Annotated in this window: 21 protein-coding genes; 5 read left to right on the plus strand and 16 right to left on the minus strand. The window is 63.8% G+C overall.

Features of this window, described 5'->3' with window-relative positions; genetic code table 11:
* Positions 1-19 precede the first annotated feature (19 nt).
* The 3 genes from Har1131_RS12285 to Har1131_RS12295 all read right to left on the minus strand — a co-directional run bounded on the left by Har1131_RS12285 (position 20) and on the right by Har1131_RS12295 (position 3,412).
* Positions 20-1,669, minus strand: coding sequence for a PAS domain S-box protein (locus Har1131_RS12285; protein ID WP_050037799.1), 1,650 nt, complete (start codon positions 1,667-1,669; stop codon positions 20-22).
* 263 nt (positions 1,670-1,932) lie between these two features.
* On the minus strand, positions 1,933-2,793 hold the full coding sequence (locus tag Har1131_RS12290) for a CPBP family intramembrane glutamic endopeptidase (RefSeq protein WP_151146654.1): 861 nt from the start codon (positions 2,791-2,793) through the stop codon (positions 1,933-1,935).
* Positions 2,794-2,863: 70 nt separating this feature from the next.
* Complete coding sequence (locus tag Har1131_RS12295) at positions 2,864-3,412, minus strand: DUF1684 domain-containing protein (RefSeq protein WP_008309944.1); 549 nt, start codon at positions 3,410-3,412, stop codon at positions 2,864-2,866.
* Positions 3,413-3,539: 127 nt separating this feature from the next.
* Between Har1131_RS12295 and Har1131_RS12300 the strand changes: the two genes are divergently transcribed.
* On the plus strand, positions 3,540-4,199 hold the full coding sequence (locus Har1131_RS12300; RefSeq protein WP_151146657.1) for a DnaJ domain-containing protein: 660 nt from the start codon (positions 3,540-3,542) through the stop codon (positions 4,197-4,199).
* Positions 4,200-4,271: 72 nt separating this feature from the next.
* On the opposite strand, the gene Har1131_RS12305 is transcribed toward Har1131_RS12300, so the two are convergent.
* Entirely contained in the window at positions 4,272-5,126 is an 855-nt protein-coding gene (locus Har1131_RS12305; RefSeq protein ID WP_023843193.1) for a UbiA family prenyltransferase, read from the minus strand.
* 52 nt (positions 5,127-5,178) lie between these two features.
* Positions 5,179-5,550 carry a hypothetical protein gene (locus Har1131_RS12310; RefSeq protein ID WP_129754994.1) on the minus strand — a complete coding sequence of 124 codons (372 nt, stop codon included), beginning with the start codon at positions 5,548-5,550 and terminating at the stop codon, positions 5,179-5,181.
* Positions 5,551-5,717: 167 nt separating this feature from the next.
* On the opposite strand from Har1131_RS12310, the gene Har1131_RS12315 reads away from it, so the two are divergent.
* On the plus strand, positions 5,718-6,113 hold the full coding sequence (locus tag Har1131_RS12315) for an OsmC family protein (RefSeq protein ID WP_050007744.1): 396 nt from the start codon (positions 5,718-5,720) through the stop codon (positions 6,111-6,113).
* 55 nt (positions 6,114-6,168) lie between these two features.
* Here Har1131_RS12315 and Har1131_RS12320 read toward each other — a convergent pair whose 3' ends face one another.
* On the minus strand, positions 6,169-7,452 hold the full coding sequence (locus Har1131_RS12320) for an FIST signal transduction protein (protein ID WP_050037795.1): 1,284 nt from the start codon (positions 7,450-7,452) through the stop codon (positions 6,169-6,171).
* 175 nt (positions 7,453-7,627) lie between these two features.
* On the opposite strand from Har1131_RS12320, the gene Har1131_RS12325 reads away from it, so the two are divergent.
* Positions 7,628-8,077 carry a DUF5799 family protein gene (locus Har1131_RS12325; protein ID WP_008309952.1) on the plus strand — a complete coding sequence of 150 codons (450 nt, stop codon included), beginning with the start codon at positions 7,628-7,630 and terminating at the stop codon, positions 8,075-8,077.
* Here the strand turns inward: Har1131_RS12325 and Har1131_RS21790 are convergent.
* Positions 8,074-8,223, minus strand: coding sequence for a hypothetical protein (locus tag Har1131_RS21790; RefSeq protein WP_008309953.1), 150 nt, complete (start codon positions 8,221-8,223; stop codon positions 8,074-8,076). The two genes, Har1131_RS12325 and Har1131_RS21790, sit on opposite strands and share 4 nt — an antisense overlap.
* Before the next feature lie 119 nt (positions 8,224-8,342).
* Between Har1131_RS21790 and Har1131_RS12330 the strand changes: the two genes are divergently transcribed.
* Complete coding sequence (locus Har1131_RS12330; protein WP_004962592.1) at positions 8,343-9,125, plus strand: class I fructose-bisphosphate aldolase; 783 nt, start codon at positions 8,343-8,345, stop codon at positions 9,123-9,125.
* A 3-nt stretch (positions 9,126-9,128) separates the two neighbouring features.
* The gene (locus Har1131_RS12335; protein WP_151146660.1) at positions 9,129-10,256 is read left to right on the plus strand and encodes a hypothetical protein; all 1,128 of its coding nucleotides are present in this window, start codon (positions 9,129-9,131) and stop codon (positions 10,254-10,256) included.
* A gap of 37 nt (positions 10,257-10,293) precedes the next feature.
* Here Har1131_RS12335 and pfkB read toward each other — a convergent pair whose 3' ends face one another.
* The 9 genes from pfkB to ilvN form a co-directional block, all read right to left on the minus strand.
* Complete coding sequence (gene pfkB, locus Har1131_RS12340; protein ID WP_151146663.1) at positions 10,294-11,202, minus strand: 1-phosphofructokinase; 909 nt, start codon at positions 11,200-11,202, stop codon at positions 10,294-10,296.
* Positions 11,199-11,960, minus strand: a complete 762-nt coding sequence (gene glpR, locus Har1131_RS12345) for an HTH-type transcriptional regulator GlpR (protein WP_014039978.1) — start codon at positions 11,958-11,960, stop codon at positions 11,199-11,201. The genes pfkB and glpR overlap by 4 nt, the downstream gene beginning before the upstream one ends.
* Before the next feature lie 88 nt (positions 11,961-12,048).
* Entirely contained in the window at positions 12,049-13,032 is a 984-nt protein-coding gene (locus Har1131_RS12350; RefSeq protein WP_014039977.1) for an isocitrate/isopropylmalate dehydrogenase family protein, read from the minus strand.
* A 469-nt stretch (positions 13,033-13,501) separates the two neighbouring features.
* Positions 13,502-14,242, minus strand: a complete 741-nt coding sequence (locus Har1131_RS12355; RefSeq protein WP_050037792.1) for a DUF6293 family protein — start codon at positions 14,240-14,242, stop codon at positions 13,502-13,504.
* Between the two features lie 161 nt (positions 14,243-14,403).
* On the minus strand, positions 14,404-15,048 hold the full coding sequence (gene leuD, locus Har1131_RS12360) for a 3-isopropylmalate dehydratase small subunit (RefSeq protein ID WP_151146666.1): 645 nt from the start codon (positions 15,046-15,048) through the stop codon (positions 14,404-14,406).
* Complete coding sequence (gene leuC, locus Har1131_RS12365) at positions 15,045-16,466, minus strand: 3-isopropylmalate dehydratase large subunit (RefSeq protein ID WP_014039974.1); 1,422 nt, start codon at positions 16,464-16,466, stop codon at positions 15,045-15,047. The genes leuD and leuC overlap by 4 nt, the downstream gene beginning before the upstream one ends.
* Positions 16,463-16,729: a hypothetical protein gene (locus tag Har1131_RS12370; protein WP_023843192.1), complete on the minus strand. Its 267-nt coding sequence runs from the start codon at positions 16,727-16,729 to the stop codon at positions 16,463-16,465. The genes leuC and Har1131_RS12370 overlap by 4 nt, the downstream gene beginning before the upstream one ends.
* Positions 16,722-17,753, minus strand: a complete 1,032-nt coding sequence (ilvC, locus tag Har1131_RS12375) for a ketol-acid reductoisomerase (RefSeq protein ID WP_050037790.1) — start codon at positions 17,751-17,753, stop codon at positions 16,722-16,724. The genes Har1131_RS12370 and ilvC overlap by 8 nt, the downstream gene beginning before the upstream one ends.
* A complete protein-coding gene (gene ilvN, locus Har1131_RS12380) occupies positions 17,746-18,333 on the minus strand; it encodes an acetolactate synthase small subunit (RefSeq protein WP_005535182.1) in 588 nt (195 codons plus the stop codon). The genes ilvC and ilvN overlap by 8 nt, the downstream gene beginning before the upstream one ends.
* Positions 18,334-18,346 lie beyond the last annotated feature (13 nt).

Genomic DNA, 18,346 nt, shown 5'->3' on the forward strand with positions numbered 1-18,346 from the left:
ACGGTATCGTTCCCAGATTCTAGGGTTTTAGCGGCCACTGGATCTGTCCGTCGCGTCGGCTCAGTTCGTATTTGAGCCAGCGGGCGAGCAGTTCGACGAAGGCCTGTTCGTCCTGTCTGAACGGCTCCGACCGGGGGTCACGAGCAACGAAACAGACCGTCCCGAACAGCTCGCCGTCGACTTCGATTTTCGCACCGAGGTAACAGCCGATACCGTACCGCCGGTATGCAGGGTCGTCATCCAGATCTAGTCGCTCGGCGTTGTAGATAGAGAGTAGACCGTCGGATTCGACGGTTCGTCGGCAGTAGGTCTCGGAGAGTGACGTGATGTCGCCGGGGGTAGTGAGAGACGGGTCGCCGCTAATGGCGATTATTTCATGTGTTCCCGCCTCAGGGTCGATTGTGACGAGATGGCTCTGGTCGACGGCAAGATACTCGACACCGAGTTCCAGTACGTCGACTAACCGCTGTTCGAACCGGCGATCCAAATCGTTCGTGACCTCGTAGAGTTTCTCTCGGTAGCGTTCGGCCGTCGCCTGTAGCCGCTCCCGTTCGATCTCCTCCGTGATGTCCTTGACCACTTTCGCAAAGCCACGGGAGTCGCCGTTTTCCCGGAGTTCAGTGATGGCCACATCTGCCCAGAACGTGCTCCCGTCCTTCCGAACGCGGAGCCCGCGGTCGGTGGCCTTGCCGCATTCCCCGGCTTCTCGCAGCAGTTGGTCGGGAATGCCGTCGGCCACCTGTTTCTCTGTGTGAAACGTCGAGAAGTGCTCGCCGAGGATATCAGATTCCTCGTACTGCATGAGCTGTTTCGCACCGGCGTTCCACGACTGGATGAGGCCGTCGGGGTCGAGCAGAAACATCGCGTAATTCTCGACCGCATCGACGAGTAGCCGGAACCGCTCGCGCTCGTGTCGCAGTTGTTTGTCGAGTTCTTCGCGGTCAGTCCGGTCACGGACTACGCAGACGGAGCCGTCATTTGCGATACTCGCGACGGTGTGCTCGCCGATGAACTGTGTCCCGTCGGCGCGTTCGAGCAGTGTCTCACCCGTCCACGTCCCGTTCTCGTTGACAGCCGGGAGTATTTCATCATCGACCGTTTTGAGGCTCTCTGCCGAGTGGATTTTCTGCCAGTGTTCGCCCAGAAGCTCGTCGCGCTCGTAGCCGAACGTGGCTGCGTAGGCGTCGTTCAAATAGGTGAACCGACCCTCGTCGTCCAGTGTGCTGATGCCGTCCCAGGCCGCGTTCATTGCGCGGTGACCACGCGTGACTTGCAGTTCGTCTCTGCGGGCTTCGACCGCGTTTTGCACCCTGTTCGCTAGCACCGTGTACTGGGACGTTCCCGGTTCCTTCTGGATATAGTCCGTGACACCTGCGGAGATTGCCTCGGCCGCGATCTCTTCGCTGCCCTTCCCAGTGTAGAGGATGAACGGAAGCTTCGGTGCGTCCTCGCGAATCCGTTCGAGGAACTCCAGCCCGTTCATGCCAGGCATATCGTAGTCGCTGATAATACAGTCATACGTGTCCTGCGGGCGGTCCGTGATGACCTCGTCGACCCGCATCGCGGTGTCGACGCTGAATGAATCCATGGCCCGCTCGAGATATGCCGCAGTTAGATCGGCAAAGTCCGGTTCGTCATCGATATGTAAGACGCGCACTGAACCAACCATCTGTTTGAATGTTGTACAAAAACGCTAATAAGACGTTTGTCATTTCAAAGTAATATCTCCGATTCAGGTTCTGCTACTGGGTAAAAAGTCGAGAGCGTGATAAAGTGGTAGTTCAGATATAACGCCACTGTAAGCCCCGTTTGAACTGTTTTAGGTTTCACACGATCATGAAAAAGACCAACTCCCTTGCGTGTGCAAGCCAGGCAACCAATCACATGATTTACAAACGTACTATAGTACGGGCCTGCTGGGGCAGGGGCCGGTCAGAACCCGCTGTTACTGAGGACACCCGCGGCGGATGAGAGTTCACCACTGAACTTCACGGTGACGTAGAGGCCAGTAAACAGCGTGGCGTTGTACGCGCCGTGGATGAGTGACGGAACGACGATGTTGTCTGTGTACTCGTAGGTTGCACCGAGGATGAGCGACGGAATGAGGAGGGCACACACCCCGACAAGTTTGCCCGTGACCGACCCGCCACTGAGGGCGGGGTAATGAATGCCGGCGAAGATGACGCTCGCGATGGCGACGCCCGAAATCGGGCCGAAGTAGTCCCGAATGCGGCCCTGAACGACCCCGCGGAACAGCAGTTCCTCGCCCGGACCGATGAGGAGGAACGAGGCGGGAATCAACAGGAGGAGGACATCGGGGTTCTCCATGCCGATCTCCGCGGCCTGATTGGTTGCCGTTTCGATGCCGAACATCGAGACGAGCGTTGTGATGATGACGGCTACTACCACGAGTCCGACCATCGCGCTGGCGTAGCCCAGCACGACGATGGCGGCCTCGCGGAAACTCGGGACAGAAACACCGATATCGAACTCGCCGCTGTCCGCAGAGTAAGAGAACACCTCGCGGAGCTTCGTTCTGATCACCGGTCTGAGCTTGATGTACGTGTACGCGATGACCGGGCAGCCGATTCCCTGGACCGTTATCAGCCCGAGAACCAGCGTCTGTACTTGCGTTATCTGTACTCCTGCACCGAGTGACAGCGAAAATGCGATGGTGAGAAGCAGGATCGATCCGAATCCCAGGCCAATCACCCCCAGCGAGAGCGCAGAGAAGAGCGTAAACCCGTACTGGAAGGCCTGCAGAATCGGACTGTCGCGGGTCGCGGTTGCCATACACTGCTTTGGTCGTGGCGATGTGTAAACAATTCGTTTGGTGTTGGTCGTGACTGCCGGCGGAGATGCCTCAGTCGATCCGCTCTCCGGCCGTCACCGCGGTGTCGAGCCAGTTCGACTCCGGCGGGAGCGGACAGGAGAAGGTGTCGCTATAGGCACAGAACGGCGAGTACGCGAGGTTGAAATCCAGCGTAATCTCGTCGCCGTCGCTCAGGTCGCGGTCGGGTTCCAGTTCCATGTATCGGCCGCCGTCGTAGCTCTGCTGTCCGGTGGTCTTGTCCCGGAACGGAACAAAGAGCGTCCGGGACTCGTCGGCGGCCTGCCGGAACGCGTGGAGTTCGCGGGACTCGCCGTCGAGGTCGAACGACAGCGTCGCGACGTGGAGATAGCGCACCGTTCGGTCGTCGCTCGTCTCCAGATCGACTGACTCCGGCGTCTCGTGGACCGTAACCGTCGCCTCGACCCGATAGTCGTGGTCCGGGTCGAAGTAGCTGAGTCCGTCGAAGTCGTCGCGGTCTTCCGGCGGAATCGGGGATTGGCGGTGCTCCGCGAAGAACCGGTCTTTCTCGTCCCGATTCGCTTGCAACTGTGTCTCCCAGTCTTTGGTGTCTTCGTCCATACAGAGACGGTGGCGGCCACGCAGTTTCAGTCCGGCGACTCGGCGACAGACGAGCGATATCGCAGCGTGAGGGAGTGGGTACCTTATTATACGCCTAGTCCAACTGGATAAATACACAGGGGTGTGTATGGAAGCGACGTTCTACGGTATTCTGGGGGTGGACCCAGATGCCACCGAGGGGACGATAGTCCGCGCCTACCGGGAACAGACGAAAGCGCATCACCCGGACGTGAGTGACGACCCCGCCGCGGGAGAACGGTTCAAGCGACTCACGCAGGCGAAGAACGTGCTCACGGACGAGGCCGAGCGAGCGCGATACGACCGGCTCGGTCACGACGCATACGTCAACAGGCACGTCGACAGCGGCGCGGACGGCGGAACAGCCACGGGCGGTGTCAGTGACATCGCACAGCAGTACGTCGACCAGCGGGTCGACACAGGGACGACGGGCGGGGCAACGGCGAAAGCGACACAGCGGCCCACCCAGACTCGTGGCGGAAGCACGGGCTACGGGACTGCCACAGAGTACTACAAGCCCGGCCAGCGAGTCCGGCCGACACAGCCGTCGGGAGTCGAGACGCTGCTCGATTCACTGCGACGTATCGGTCCGTGGCTATTCGTCCATCTGGCCCTGCTGGTCTGTACGATCATTGCCGCCGTGCTGCTCGCAGTCGGTGGCCTCACCGGGGACCTCTCGCCGGTTGTCGCCAGCGTCATGGCCGTCTCGATGGTGACGATATCGCTGGTCGTCTCAGCGACCCACATGCTCACACACATTTCAGGCTGACCGACGAGGCGTGGTTCGAGCGAGTGCAGTTGCGGCTAGCTGCGAGGCGAGCGACTTGCAGAACAGCCACACTCACGCTAGCGGTCGGAACCAGACAGCAGTGACGAGGACGGCCAACAGGAGATACGACCCGCGAATCAGCAGCATCGTCGCGGTTTCGGGGTCGCCTCGTTGGGCGATAGCCGCAACCGTCCCGAAGACGAGCGCAGCCGCCGCGGCGCTCGGCGGAACCCCGGGCAATGCCACGGACAGCCCGACAATTCCAAGGAGGCCCGCGCCGAACAGGCCGAACGCGAGCCGCCGGGCGCGTTGGTGGCCCAGGACAACGGCGACGGTCCGTTTCTGTATCGACCGGTCGTAGTCGTAGTCCTGCTCGTCGTCGATAATCTTGATGCCGGTCAACAGCAGGAGGAACACGGCCGCGAGACCGAGTGCTCGCGGTGTCAGCGTTGTCACCTGAGCGTAGTAGCCGCCTAGCAACGCCAGCGCGATGCCCGTCGGGTAGCCCATCGTCGCGCCGACGGGGTTCATGTCCAACTGCGGCGCGTGGGTGTACCCGATGACCCAGGTCGGAAGCGTCAACAGCGCCGCGCCGGGACCGACCAGCAGCCAGATGGCCGCCGTACAGAGCGCGAAGCCGAGGGCTGCGCCGATCAGCGCCATGCGACAGCCCGAACCAGTGAGCGGGTGGTCGTCGTCCTCGCCGCGGACGTGGAAATCGACGTAACCGTCCTTGACGTGAGCCGTGTAGACGGCGAAGAACATCGCACCCGCGTGGAGCGCGGCCACCGGCGGCCAGAACCCACCGGAGAGCAACCCACCGAACAGCGAGGTCGCGAGTGGTGGCAGCATAAACACCGGATGGACCTGCGAAGCAAGGGCACTCACGGCCGCGAACGGACCGGTTTCGTGTCGGGCGACTGCCATACGAACTCAAGGCACGGCTGTGGGAAAAATCCCCAGCCGGGTTGTTTCGGTACTACCGCCAGTTCGACCGGTCCAGCACGAACCCCGAGATGTGCGAGGCCAATTCTCTGGCAGCCCGTTCGGTGTCCGCGTGGAGTTCGCCGGACACCGGGCCGGCCTCGCCACCGACGCCCTCCGTCTCCGATATCGGGTCCGTGGTCGTCGGGTACGGTCGGCGGGACCGGACACGGTCACGAAGCGCCTGCACGGTGGTGTCCGAGAGCTCATACGACAGGTGCTGGAGGTCGTACCGGACGATGAACCCCCGCGTCGCGTCCCTGACGGCGAGGACCGGCTGCCCCCGGTCCCGACAGCGCTCCCAGATCTCGCGCTGGTGTTCCCGCGTGGCGTACACCGGCACGTTCGACGGGGCGAGGTGTTCCATTGCTCATTTGTAGGGACTGGAGGTGTATTATCTTTCGGCAGTGCCCGGCCAGCCGGTTTACCCGCGGTAGCCCGGTGCCACGCTGGTGAGTCACTGCGTTTCGCGTCCGCAGGCAGAAATGCCACGCAGGAAATGTTTAGGGGGAGGGCTGTGTCCACAGGAGTGCTATGGCAGATATCGAAGTCGAGAGTACGTGCGAGGAAGGATACACAGTAGAAAGCGTCATCAACGGCGAATGGGAGCTTATCGTCGACGCGCTGAGCGAGAACGGTCCGTCGCCGAACGAGGTTCTGGCCGCCGACTACGCCTCCTGTTACATCCCGGCGCTACGCGTCGCCGCAGACAAGTACGGCCACGAGGACATCGGCAGCGTCGACGTCGAAGTCGCGGCGGGTCTCGACGAGGACGACGACCTGGAGTACATCGACTTCCACGTCGAGGTCGAGGAGTCACTTGCCGACGAAGAGCAGGACATCGTGGAACTCGCTGAGGACATCTGCCACGTCCATTCGGCGCTGCAGGATGAACTCCACGCCGAAATTACCATCGAGTCCGGCGTCTGAGCAGGCAGGAACAGGGGGTGGCGTTTATTTTTCGCTGATAGTAGGCTTGTCGTCGTCACTCCGGGAACAGCAGTATGACTGAGGACGTGTTGTGATAGCCAGTGTAATCCTCGTCGGCCGAGCAGACTTCGCCGTAGGTTTCGAAGCCGGCGAAGGGCGCGTCGATAGCGCTGTGAATCGTGTCGACAGCGTCGTCGAAGTCGTCGCCGAGTATCATCGCACGGCAGGCACAGTCGTAGACGAACCCACCCGCGACGCTTCCGCCGCGGAGTTCATTGACAGCGTTGTTGGCGGCGTTCCGGACCGCATACACCTGGTCGGATTTATTGCTATGTGTCACCACCACTTCCGTTCCTTCGGAGACAGTGACAGCGAAGTCCAGCGGCCCCTCGGTGTCGGTTGTATGGCCCGGCCATCGGATGTTGTATCCCGTCGTCGAGATGAGTTTACTCTCGATGAAGGTCTTGATTCGGGAAGCGAGTCCGTCCGCGTCAGATTCTGGCTCCGACTCGATACCGAGCTCGTAGCGACCGAGCAACATGACAAGGTCTTCCGACCCTGCTTCCAACTCGTCGACATCGATATCGTACGTCTCCATCGCATCCTCCCGAATCGCGTCTCGCCAGGCCTCGAACGCAGGCCTGCCGTCGAGTTCGTACACGGTGCTTCCCTCTGCTCGGGTTACCGTCATCGCCTCGGAGATCGGTTCGTGGCCGTGGTTGACTGTCACCGGGAGCGGGTCCTCTGAGGCAATGAGCGCGAGGACGACGGCGTCCGTCTCCACGCGGTCGTTCCGGAAGACGTGGGTCTGCTGTAACTGGAGGTCGTCGCCCGCAGACCCCCCGACGACAGGCGTCTCCTCGTCGTCGAGGTACTGCTCGGTGAGTCGGGTGACTTTGTTTCCGATTCCGGCCATGCCGTCGTGAAGGTTGATGAGCGTCCGATGCGGGTACCCATCGACAGCAGGGTCCTCGCTCGCGGGGAGGTCGTGAACGGCTTCGAACAGACAGCGCTCGGGATCAGCGCTGAGTTCGGTCGAGAGGCTGGAGAAGAACTGTATCGAGTCCGACGAAACGACGCCGACTGTGACAGTTCCGTTCCCCGAACCGGCTTCAGTGAACTCTCCAGAGGACGAACAGCCCACGATTTCGGTATCTGAACCGACAACACTCCGAGCGCCCCACAGCACCGCCTCGTAATCGTATGTCGGGGAGCAGAAAATCTGACAGAAGTCCGGTTCGCTGGCCGAGATGGCGTCCATGGCTTCCCGTATGGCGTCCATAGCTGCGGCATCGCCAGAGTCCCCCGTCGCCTGCCCTGTCCCAAACTCAGTAGTCATTGAGATGCAAGTATATCGTGAGCTAACTTAACATATTGGAACCGTTTTGAAGACAATAAGACGTGGCAGTGGGTCGGCCGGAGACGTAACAGTCTGCCCAGAAACGGTGCTTTTTACCGTAGAACACCGCACGGAGCGGGAAACGCTCATACCGCCGGCCCGCAAACACCAGTCCATGAGCGATTCAAACTGGACCGACCGCATCGCCGGCGAACGGATGGCGGTCGACCAGCGGTTCAACGAACAGGTCAAAGCGTCGTCGTTCTCCAGCCAGCAGTGGGGGCTCGTGATGACTGCAGTCGAGTTCGAGATCGAGAACCCGGGCGACCCTGACGCCGCTCGAATCGTCGCCGATACCTCGAAGCTCTCTAGCGTCATGCCCGAGATGGAGCGGGTCGCCAACCAGGGGCCGATGGGCGGACCGGGCGGTGACCAGTCTGGGAGTTCGGGGGGCGGCCTCCTCTCGGGCGTCAAAGACGCGCTCGGACTAGGTGGGTCCGGCGGCGGCAACAAACAACAGGAGGAAGAAGCGGCACGCCTCGCACAGGCGTACGCTGAGCAGTTGCAGGAGAAACTGGAGTCGAACGGGCGCTGGAAGTCCGTCTGCGAGCAGGCCCAGGGTTAGTACTCGTCGCCGCCGTGGAACAGCGTTAGCTCCTCGGCCTCGTAGATGTTGATGAGTTCCGTCACGATGTCGTCGTACGATTCGTCCTCGACGCGGAGGTCGTCGAGGCGGTCCACTGTCTCGGCGTCCAGTTCCACGGATGGCATACCCGAACCTTTCACTGGAACACACTTAATTCCCGCCCTCGCTCAAAAACGAACGCGAACAGTAGTAACAAATCAGAACCGAAAACTGTTAATGGTCGTTCTCGGTAGAAACACGACACATGCGACCACTGGGTGACTCACCGCTCGTACGGAACGACAAGACGCTCGTGCTGGCCCACGACCACGGGCTGGAACACGGTCCCAAGCAGTTCAGCGGCGTCGAGGAGCGCCTCGACCCGCGTGAGGTGTTCGAGATGGCGACCCACGACGCCGTGACGGCGCTGGCCGTCGGCAAGGGCCTCGCCGAGACGTACTACCCGAGCTACGAGGACGACGTGAACCTGCTGGCGAAGCTCAACGGCGGGTCGGACCTCTGGATGGGCGACCCGTACTCGCCACAGAACTGGTCGGTCGACTACGCCGCCGAACTCGGTGCCGACGCCATCGGGTACACCGTCTATCCGGGCGTCAACCGCGAGACCGACATGTTCGAGGACTTCCGCCCGGTGCAGGAGAACGCCCGCGACCACGACCTGCCGATTGCGATGTGGTCGTACCCGCGCGGACAGGCCATCAAGGAGCACCGCAGTCCGTCGACCATCGCCTACGCGGCCCGCATCGGCCTCGAACTCGGCGCGGACTTCACGAAGGTCAAGTATCCGCGTGACAAGGAGGCGATGGCCCACGCCGTCCGCTCGGCGGCCGACAACCGCGTCCTGCTCTCCGGTGGCTCGAAGACCTCCGACCGGGACTTCCTCGAACTCGTCGAGGACTGTATGGACGTCGGCGTCGCCGGCCTCGCCGTCGGCCGCAACGTCTGGCAGCGCGACGACCCCTACGACATCCTGGACAAGCTCGAAGGCGTCATCTTCGAGGACGCGACAGCTGACGACGTCCTGTAGGCCATGGACGAGGAGACGCGCCGAGCCGTCGCCGCGGCAGACGAAGCGTTGCCCGATAGCGATGCGCTTCCCGACGCTATCGACGCCGGTCGGGTCGTCTTCGGCTTCGACGGCTACCTCGACCGCGTCCGGGAGGTCGTCGCGGACCGCATCGACCCAGAGAGCCACGAGCGCCTCGCCACGCTGGAGGGGTTCGGCGACCGCATCGACCGCTCCGTCGCCGCCGACAGCTCGCTCTCCTTCGAGTGGCTCCAGCAGGGGAGACGGACCGGCGGCCACACCAGCCACCTCGCGCGGGCCTTCGGCGGCTGGTCGTTCGACCCCGTGATGGTCGGGATGTACGGTGACCCGGTCCACGACGCCTTCGAGGCGGAGTTCGGCGAGTACGACCTCCACTCAATCGGCGAGCCCGGCGTCACCGACGCCGTCGAGTTCGACGACGGGAAGCTCATGCTGACCGAGATCGGCGACACGATGTCGCTGGACTGGGCCGAACTCGACACGGCCTTCGGCCACGACCGACTGGCCGGGAAGCTCGACGGCGCGAGTCTGTTAGGGACTGGCTACTGGTCCGAGACGCCGGACTTGCCGACGGTCTTCGACGGGCTCCGTGACCTGTGGGGCGATATCGACGACCCGCCCGAAACAGTGCTTGTCGACCCCGGCGACGTGCGAAAGCTCGACGCCGACCGGCTGCGCGCCGGCCGGGAGGCCATCGGGCGGCTGGACGAGGTGACTGATGTGGTGATCTCCTCGAACCGTGCCGAAACGGGTGTCCTCGCGGACGCCTACGCCGGCGACGCCGAGCGGTCGTTCGCCGACGACGCCGAGGCAGTGTTCGAGGCGCTGGAACCGACCTGGTTCGTCGGCCACGGCGTCGAGCGGTCGGTCGCCGTCTCCGGGGACGGTACCGATAGCGTCGCCGTCCCGGCCGTCCCGGACCCGAAACTGACGACCAGTTCCGGCGACCACTTCAACGCCGGACTGGGGCTCGCGCTCATCGCCGGCCTCCCGCCGGCGGCCGCCGTCGTCGTCGGCAACGCCGTCGCCGGCTACTTCGTCCGAACCGCGGACCAGCCGTCGCTGGCTGACGTGCGTGCGTTCGTCGACGACTACCTCAAAAAGTTCTGAGTTGCTGTCTCCGCGTTCTACGAATCTTTTGTGCCCGCTACAGCCGTCGGACCGTCACGCCATCCCGGAGCGAGTCGATATCGCCCAGGTCGGGAACGGCCGTGCCGGCCTGCTGGACGACCTGCGAGGAGACGGCCACGCCGGTCCGGAGCGCCGTCTCGTCGTCCGCGCCGGCTTCCCAGGCGCTCAGGACGCCCGAAAGGAGCGCGTCGCCGGCCCCGACGGTGTCGACGACGTCGATGTCCAGCGCTTCGGCGTACAGGTTGCCCGCGTCGCCGACGAGGACAGCGCCGTCCGCGCCGAGAGAGGCCAGCACGCGGTCGAAGCCCCGCTCCCGGAACTTCTCCGCCGCGTCCGCACACCCCTCGACCGTGGAGACATCGGCCCCGGTTGCATCGCCGAGCTCGTCGCGGTTCGGCTTACAGAGTCCGTACTGGGCGTCGAGTTCCCGGAGGACGTCGCCGCCGGTGTCGACGATTGTCTCCCAGTCGCCGCCGGCCGCGATGCGGTCGATGGCGGCCGGGGACAGCCCCGGCGGCAGGCTCCCACCGACGAGCACCCGGTCGGGGGACTGTGCCCGCACCTGTTCGAGCAGCGAGTCGACGACCGACTCGCCGACGGTCGGCCCGGCCTGGTTCAGTTTGTACTCCTCCGCGGCCGCGATAGCGGTGGTGTTGAGACGCGTCGTTCCGTCCACGTCGACGAAGGCCGTCTCGACGCCGTCGCCCTGCAGGGTCTCTCTGATGAACGACCCGGTGAACCCGCCCAGCAGTCCCGTCGCGACGCAGGGGCGGTCCATGGCCGTGAGCAACTGCGCGGCGTTGATGCCCTTCCCGCCCGCGTCGAACTGCGCCTCGTCGGCCCGCATCACACGGTCGGGAGCCATCTGCTCGTCGAACTGAATCGTCTGGTCGACGGCGGGGTTGTAGGTGACGGTGACGATCATGTGCTGACCTCCTCGACGGTCACGTCGGCGTCCGCGAGTGCCGTGGCGAGCGCCCCTGACGGGCTGGCGTCAGTGACCAGCAGGTCGACCTGGTCCAGATCGGCGAAGCTGACGAAGCTCCGGTCGCCGAACTTCGACGCGTCGGCGACCAGCACGACCCGGCGGGCGCGCTCGACCATGATTTCCTTGACGGCCGCCTCGTCTTCATTTGGCGTCGACAGCCCGGCGGCGCTGTCGAGGGCGTTCGTCCCCAGAAACAACAGGTCGAAGTTCATTCGCCCGATGGCTCGCTCGGCCATCGGGCCGACGAGCGCCCGGGTCCGCGGTCGGAGACTTCCACCGGTGAGTTTCGCATCGACGTCTCGCTCGGCCACCTCGGTGGCGAGTTCCGGCATATTCGTCGCCGCGACGTAGTCGGTGTCCGGAATCGCACGAGCGACTTCCATCGTCGTCGAGCCCGCATCGAAACAGACCACATGGCCCTCACGGACTTCCTGTGCGGCTCGCTCGCCGATGGCCTGTTTCTCCGCGTAGTGGTCAACCTCGCGCTGGCCGTACGGTCGTTCGGTCCCGGCGGAGGACGCCGGTACTGCGCCGCCGTGGGACCGCTTGATGCGGCCTTGCGACTCCAGGTCCCGGAGGTCACGGCGGATCGTCGCCTTCGAAAACTCGAGTTCCGCGGCCAGTTCCGACACTGAACAGCCGTCTCGCTCTGTCACCAACTGGACGATAGTGCGCTTTCGCTCGGCCGGGAGCATTCTCTCTGCTGTGATTGTTTCGCTTCGGTTTTACCTCTTTCTATCGGACCGTGCTTGTTTCTGCCCGGATAGAACGCGAGAAAACTGCCTACAGCTCGTCGATTACCGCGGCGGTCACGTCCTCAGTGGATGCGTCGCCGCCCAGATCCGGCGTTCGGGGACCCGAGTCGAGCACGGACTCGACGGCCGACCGGACAGCATCGCCCTGCTCGTCGTATCCGAGGTGGTCGAGCAACATCGCGGCGGAGAGAATCATCGCCGAGGGGTTTGCGATACCCTCGCCGGCGATGTCCGGCGCGGAGCCGTGGACCGGCTCGAACAGCGCGTTCTCCTCGCCGATGTTGGCCGACGGCAGCAGACCGAGGCCGCCGACGAGGCCAGCGGCGAGGTCCGACAGCATGTCGCCGGCGAGGTTCGGACAGATGACGACGCCGTAGTCCTGCGGGTTCATCACGAGGTGCATCGCGAGCGCGTCCATCAGCGCGGTGTCGTAGGACGCGTCCCGGTCCTCGCCGACCGCCGAGGCCGTATCGAGGAACAGGCCGTCCGTGGTGCGCATGACGTTGGCTTTGTGGGCAATCGTCACGTCGTCGTACCCGTTCCCCTTCGCGTAGCTGAAGCCGTACTCGGCGATTTTCTCGGAAGCGTCCTCGGTGATGACCCGGGTGCAGGTGGTGACGCCCTCGGAGATTTCGCTCTCGATGCCCTTGTAGACGCCCTCGGTGTTCTCCCGGATGAACACGATATCGGTGTCGGGCTGGACGGCGTCGAGCCCCGGATACGAGCGGGCCGGGCGGACGTTGGCAAAGGAGCCGACGACCTGCCGGAGGGGCAAGATGACGTCGGCCGCCGTCTCGCCGGCCGCGCCGAACAGCGTCGCGTCGGCGTCGGCCGCCAGATCGCGCGTTTCTTCGGGCAGCGCCTCGCCGGTTTCTGCCTTCACTGCGTCGCCGGCCGCACCTTCGACGAAGTCGAAGTCGACGGCGTCGATGGCCTCAAGCACTTCGACCGCGGCGGGTGTGACCTCCTGTCCGATCCCGTCGCCGGGAATAACGGCTATCTCGTGTGTCATAGCAGGAGGCACGTAGTCGGCCGGTGAAAGTGGTTCGGTTCGCCGTCTCACACGTAGCGCTCGGGCGGTGGCAGCGTCCGTCGAGCGGGAGTTTCCGGAGCGGATCCGAAGCGGTTGACTCCGGGGTCCGCCATACTCGTGGAACGCGTCAGCGGTGGACCGTCTCGACCCGGCGAGCCGGACGATGGCTCGGGGCCGAGACAGGGATGGCAGCGCGGTGGCACGGCTCCCCAGCGAGCGCATCGAACTGCTGGAGGGCCGAAGCGACGGGAACAGCGCGTCGCCAGGGACCGTGCGCACCCGAGTATTGTGGTGGTTAATATGTATTTACTACCACAACACTATGGAAACTACTGATACCGTAGATACTACAGATACAAAGTATACTATCGATACTATCGGTCCAGCAGGGACCACTACTGTCGAAACAACGATACCAAGCGCCGGTCACGGCAGAGGGTGGCTTAGCTCAGAGTTTGTGTCGGAAGGCGTGGAGGACGTTCTCGCCAGTCTCGGTCAGTTCCACCTGTTTCGTCCGGCCGACATCGTTGACTTCGATGTAGCCGTCCTCGACCAGTGGGTCGACGATGTTGGCGTTCAGCAACGCGAATTTCGCCTTCTCGTTTGCCGGGTCCGCGTCGTCGATGAACGAAAGCCCGGCGTCCTCGGCGAACCCGATGAGGTCTGATTTCTTGGCGGTGTAGGTGTTCGTGTTCGTCCGCTTGAGATAGTCCAGTACTGCGACCTGATCGCGGGAGATGGCTTCGATGGGGTACGACGGGAGGACCTCCGCGCGCTCCATGCCACGAGTGAGTGGCTCCGCTGAAATCGGCGGGACGTGTTCCTCGGGATGGACGTAGTAGGCCGTCGCCGCCGTCGCCATACACGCGATGGCGCTTCCGATGGCCGCTACTTTCGGCCCGCTGGAGACGTTGACGCGCACGATATCTTCCGGATGGTCGGCGGTCAGCGTCGTCACGACCGCCAGCACGTCGTAGAGGTCGTGTAGATCCGCGCAGTGCAGGTCGACGCTGACACCGTTGGCGTCCAGTTCTTCGACGAGTGCCTGCTGGTACGGCGTCAGCCGTGACGGCTCCGTCGTCGCTGTGAGGAGGTACACGTCGTCAGCGTTGTGCTGGTGAATCGGTTCGGCGATCCGGTCGCGTTCGTGCCCCAGCGGCGCGATGTGTATCTCCCGAATCTGGTCCATGCAGGAAGAACGCGCCCCGCACAGCTATTGGTCTTGCCATCTCCGGGACAGACCTCTCCTGTGGCACGACCGTCGGATTACCGACCTGGCCGTGAACGGAAAATGATCGCGCTGCGCTCACGGCGCTGCCGTTCGCGCGTTCGAGGTCGCAAGTGACCTCGCTAGTCGTCCGCTTCGATATCTGACCGCGTCCGGTCGAGGTACGGCAACTGCGAGGCCGTCTCCTCGATAGCGTTCCGGTTGGCCTTCATCAGCGCCGTCGTGTCCCAGTTGCCCTCGACGAGGGCTTCGCGCTGGGCGCGGTCGACGCTGACGTTGATCTCGTTGTCGCCGTAGGTGACTGTCTCCGCCCGCACGTCGACTTCGATCTTGCCGTCGGGGTTGTCATCAACCCATTGCTGGAGCGCGTTGATCGTCTCGTGGTCGGCAGTGACCGTCGGGATGCCAAGCGCCAGACAGTTCCCGGCGAAAATCTCGGCGAAGCCCTCACCGATGATCGCGTCGATGCCCCAGCGCATCAGGGCCTGGGGCGCGTGTTCGCGCGAGGAGCCACAGCCGAAGTTGTTGTTGACGACCATCACGTTCGAGTCCTGGAACCGCTCCTCGTTGAACGGGTGGTCCTTCTCGTTGTCCTCGTCGTCGAACCGCAGGTCGAAGAAGGCGAACTCGCCCAGCCCGTCGAAGGTGACGACCTTCATGAACCGCGCCGGGATGATCTGGTCCGTGTCGATGTCGTTCCCGCGAATCGGGATGCCAGACCCCTCGACGTAGTCGACCGACGGGATGTCTTCAGTGGGGTCGCTCATGCCAGAGCCACCTCCTCTAGGTCGCGCACGTCAGACACTTCGCCGGTGATGGCCGCAGCGGCCACCATCCGTGGGTTCATCAGGACGGTCCGGCCGTCCTTGCTGCCCTGTCGGCCGACGAAGTTCCGGTTGGAGGAGGAGGCACAGGCCTCGTCGCCCTCCAGTTGGTCCTCGTTCATGCCCAGACACATCGAACAGCCGGCGTTTCGCCACTCGAAGCCGGCTTCCTCGAAGATGTCCTTCAGGCCTTCTTCCTCGGCGGCGCGCTGGACGCGCTGGCTGCCGGGGACGACGAACGCTCGCACGTCGTCGGCGACCTCGCGGCCCTTGACGATGCGGGCCGCCCGTCGCAGGTCAGGCAGCCGAGCGTTGGTACAGGAGCCAAGGAAGGCAACGTCGATGTCGTAGCCCTCCATCGTCTCGCCGGGCTCGACGCGCATGTGTTCCTGAGCGCGACGGGCGGTGTCGACCTTGTCGTCGGCCAGCGACTCGGGTTCCGGGATCGGATCGTCGATACCGATGCCCTGACCGGGCGTGGTTCCCCATGTGACGACGGGGTCCAGTTCGCTCGCGTCGATCTCGACGACGTCGTCGTATTCGGCGTCGTCGTCCGAGCGGATAGACTCCCAGTACGGCTTGAGTTCCTCGAACTTCTCGGGGTGCTCCTGGAAGTAGTCCGTGCCTTCGAGCCACTCGTAGGTGGTCTCGTCGGGGTTGACGTAGCCCGCGCGAGCGCCGCCCTCGATGGACATGTTACAGATGGACATCCGGCCTTCCATGTCGAGGTTCTCGATGGTCTCGCCGGCGTACTCGTAGACGTAGCCGACGCCGCCCTCGGTCCCGAGCCGACGGATGATCTCGAGGATGATGTCCTTGGCCTCGACGCCCTCGTCGAGTTCGCCGGTGACCTCGATCTTGCGGACCTTCTGTTTCTCCATCGCGATGGTCTGGGTCGCCAGCACGTCCCGAATCTGGCTGGTCCCGATACCGAACGCGAGCGCGCCGAAGGCCCCGTGGGTGGAGGTGTGGCTGTCGCCACAGACGATGGTCTTGCCGGGCTGGGTGATACCCTGCTCCGGGCCGATGACGTGGACGATACCCTGGTCGCCCGTCGTTGGGTCAGAGAACTGGATACCGGCGTCCCGGACGTTCTCTTCGAGTTCGGCCATCATCGTCTCGGCCGCGTCGTCGCTGTAGGGCCGGTCCTGATTGGCGGTCGGCACGATGTGGTCGACCGTCGCGTGAGTCAGGTCCGGGCGCGCGACCTCAAGCCCGCGCTCTTTGAGCATCCCGAAGGCCTGCGGGCTGGTGACCTCGTGGATGAGGTGCAGGCCGACGAACAGCTGGTCCTGGCCGTTCGGCAGGGTCGTGACCTTGTGCTGGTCCCATACCTTGTCGTACAGCGTTCCCTGGCTCATACTGTCTCGTCCCGTCCTTCCGTTCCGCGCTCGTACGCCCGGGTGACACCCTCGTCGGGTGCTTCGTGGTCGATGTCTTCCATCGTCTCGTCAGTCTCCTCCTCCGCGTCGCGTTCGCCGCCGTCGGCGGCCACGACCGGGCCGCGGCGAAACACCGCGCCGAAGGTCCCGTTCGTCTCGGGGTGGGTGTGCTCGATGCTGCCCATCGTCGTACGCGATTCGCTCTGTTCGCCGTCCATCGTATCCGTGTGTTCCTTAGTCATCTGCTGGGGCTTCTGTCTTCTCTGCGTCGGCGTCCTCTCCCCACGCGAACAGGTCGCGCAGGTTCTCGCCGACGGCTTCGATCTGGTGGTTCTGTTCTGCGTCGCGGTACTGCTTGTAGGCGGGCCGGTTGGCCTGGTTCTCGTTGATCCACTCGCGAGCGAACTCGCCGTTCTGGATCTCTTCGAGGATTTTCTCCATCCCTTCGCGGTCGATGACCTCTTCACCGCGGGTGAGACCGCCGTACTCGGCGGTATCGGAGACGGAGTTCCACATGCCCATGTGGCCGCCCTCGTACATGAGGTCGACAATGAGCTTCAGCTCGTTCAGACACTCGAAGTAGGCCATCTCCGGCGCGTAGCCGGCGTCGACCAGCGTCTCGAAGCCGGCCTTGACCATCTCGGTGACGCCGCCACAGAGGACAGCCTGCTCGCCGAAGAGGTCCGTCTCGACCTCTTCCTGGAAGGAGGTCTCGATGACGCCAGCGCGGGTACAGCCGATGCCCTTCGCGTAGGCCAGCGACTCTTGCTTGGCGTTGCCGGTCGCGTCCTGATAGACCGCGATGAGACCGGGCGTCCCCTCGCCGCGCTCGTAGGTCCGGCGCACGAGGTGGCCGGGCGACTTCGGCGCGACCATCGTCACGTCGACATCCTCCGGCGGTTCGATCTGGCCGTAGTGGATGTTGAAGCCGTGTGCGAACTGGAGCGTGTCTCCGGCGTCCAGTTCGTCCTCGATGGCCTCGTAGACGGCCGGCTGAATCGTGTCCGGGACGAGCATCACGACGCGGTCCGCCTCGCCGGCGGCCACGTCGGGCGTCTCGACGCGGAGACCCGCGTCCTCGGCGTCCGCCCAAGACGACGAGTCCTCGCGGAGGCCGACAATTACGTCGACGCCGGACTCGTGGAGGTTCAGCGCGTGGGCATGGCCCTGTGAGCCGTAGCCCAGCACGGCTACGGTCTCATTGTCGATAGTCGATACGTCAGCGTCCTCGTCGTAGTAGACTGTTGTGGTAAGTTCGTCAGACATCTTTCTCTAGTGTTTTCGGGCCGCGTTCCAGTGCGGCGGCCCCGGTTCGCACGATCTCCTGCACATCGAACTGCTTGAACGCCTCGATGGCGGCGTCGATCTTCTGCTTGCTGCCCGTGATCTCGACGGTGACCGAGTCGGTCGACGCGTCGACGGCCTGGCCGTCGTACATGTCGGCAACGGCGTTGACGTCGTCTGGCTTCTCGCCGCTGACTTTCACCAGTGCGAGCTCCCGACGGACGGCCTCGCCTTCGAGTTCCCTGACCGAGACGACGGGCACGAGCTTCCGCAGTTGCTTTTTCGCCTGGTCGATTCCCGGTTCCGGTTCCTCGATGAGAATCGTCATCCGGGCTGTGTCGTCGTCGACCGTTGGCCCGACGGTCAGGCTTTCGATGTTGAACTGCCGTCGGCTGAACAGCGCTGACACTTCCGACAGCACGCCCGGTCGGTGCTTGACCAGCGCGGACAGCACCGCCTGGCGCGGTTCGTGGGTCACTTCGGCCTCGGGATCGACGCGGATTCCCTGCGTGTTGCGTCGGCCCTTCGGGCGCATCCGTTCGTCCGGCGCGGGGCCTGGCATTCCTCCAGTCATT

Origin of the sequence: Haloarcula sp. CBA1131 (genome assembly GCF_008728975.1) — an archaeon.
Taxonomy (GTDB): domain Archaea; phylum Halobacteriota; class Halobacteria; order Halobacteriales; family Haloarculaceae; genus Haloarcula; species Haloarcula hispanica.

Excerpts from the sequence above, each read along its gene's own strand:
- ilvN (WP_005535182.1), bottom strand. The coding sequence starts at position 18,333 with ATGCCAGGCCCCGCGCCGGACGAACGGATGCGCCCGAAGGGCCGACGC.
- Har1131_RS12335 (WP_151146660.1), top strand. The coding sequence starts at position 9,129 with ATGGACGAGGAGACGCGCCGAGCCGTCGCCGCGGCAGACGAAGCGTTG.
- Har1131_RS12325 (WP_008309952.1), top strand. The coding sequence starts at position 7,628 with ATGAGCGATTCAAACTGGACCGACCGCATCGCCGGCGAACGGATGGCG.
- Har1131_RS12310 (WP_129754994.1), bottom strand. The coding sequence starts at position 5,550 with ATGGAACACCTCGCCCCGTCGAACGTGCCGGTGTACGCCACGCGGGAA.
- Har1131_RS12330 (WP_004962592.1), top strand. The coding sequence starts at position 8,343 with ATGCGACCACTGGGTGACTCACCGCTCGTACGGAACGACAAGACGCTC.
- Har1131_RS12320 (WP_050037795.1), bottom strand. The coding sequence starts at position 7,452 with ATGACTACTGAGTTTGGGACAGGGCAGGCGACGGGGGACTCTGGCGAT.
- Har1131_RS12350 (WP_014039977.1), bottom strand. The coding sequence starts at position 13,032 with ATGACACACGAGATAGCCGTTATTCCCGGCGACGGGATCGGACAGGAG.
- leuC (WP_014039974.1), bottom strand. The coding sequence starts at position 16,466 with ATGAGCCAGGGAACGCTGTACGACAAGGTATGGGACCAGCACAAGGTC.
- Har1131_RS12295 (WP_008309944.1), bottom strand. The coding sequence starts at position 3,412 with ATGGACGAAGACACCAAAGACTGGGAGACACAGTTGCAAGCGAATCGG.
- Har1131_RS21790 (WP_008309953.1), bottom strand. The coding sequence starts at position 8,223 with ATGCCATCCGTGGAACTGGACGCCGAGACAGTGGACCGCCTCGACGAC.
- pfkB (WP_151146663.1), bottom strand. The coding sequence starts at position 11,202 with ATGATCGTCACCGTCACCTACAACCCCGCCGTCGACCAGACGATTCAG.
- Har1131_RS12290 (WP_151146654.1), bottom strand. The coding sequence starts at position 2,793 with ATGGCAACCGCGACCCGCGACAGTCCGATTCTGCAGGCCTTCCAGTAC.
- Har1131_RS12315 (WP_050007744.1), top strand. The coding sequence starts at position 5,718 with ATGGCAGATATCGAAGTCGAGAGTACGTGCGAGGAAGGATACACAGTA.
- Har1131_RS12285 (WP_050037799.1), bottom strand. The coding sequence starts at position 1,669 with ATGGTTGGTTCAGTGCGCGTCTTACATATCGATGACGAACCGGACTTT.
- glpR (WP_014039978.1), bottom strand. The coding sequence starts at position 11,960 with ATGCTCCCGGCCGAGCGAAAGCGCACTATCGTCCAGTTGGTGACAGAG.
- Har1131_RS12305 (WP_023843193.1), bottom strand. The coding sequence starts at position 5,126 with ATGGCAGTCGCCCGACACGAAACCGGTCCGTTCGCGGCCGTGAGTGCC.
- Har1131_RS12355 (WP_050037792.1), bottom strand. The coding sequence starts at position 14,242 with ATGGACCAGATTCGGGAGATACACATCGCGCCGCTGGGGCACGAACGC.
- leuD (WP_151146666.1), bottom strand. The coding sequence starts at position 15,048 with ATGAGCGACCCCACTGAAGACATCCCGTCGGTCGACTACGTCGAGGGG.
- Har1131_RS12300 (WP_151146657.1), top strand. The coding sequence starts at position 3,540 with ATGGAAGCGACGTTCTACGGTATTCTGGGGGTGGACCCAGATGCCACC.
- Har1131_RS12370 (WP_023843192.1), bottom strand. The coding sequence starts at position 16,729 with ATGACTAAGGAACACACGGATACGATGGACGGCGAACAGAGCGAATCG.
- ilvC (WP_050037790.1), bottom strand. The coding sequence starts at position 17,753 with ATGTCTGACGAACTTACCACAACAGTCTACTACGACGAGGACGCTGAC.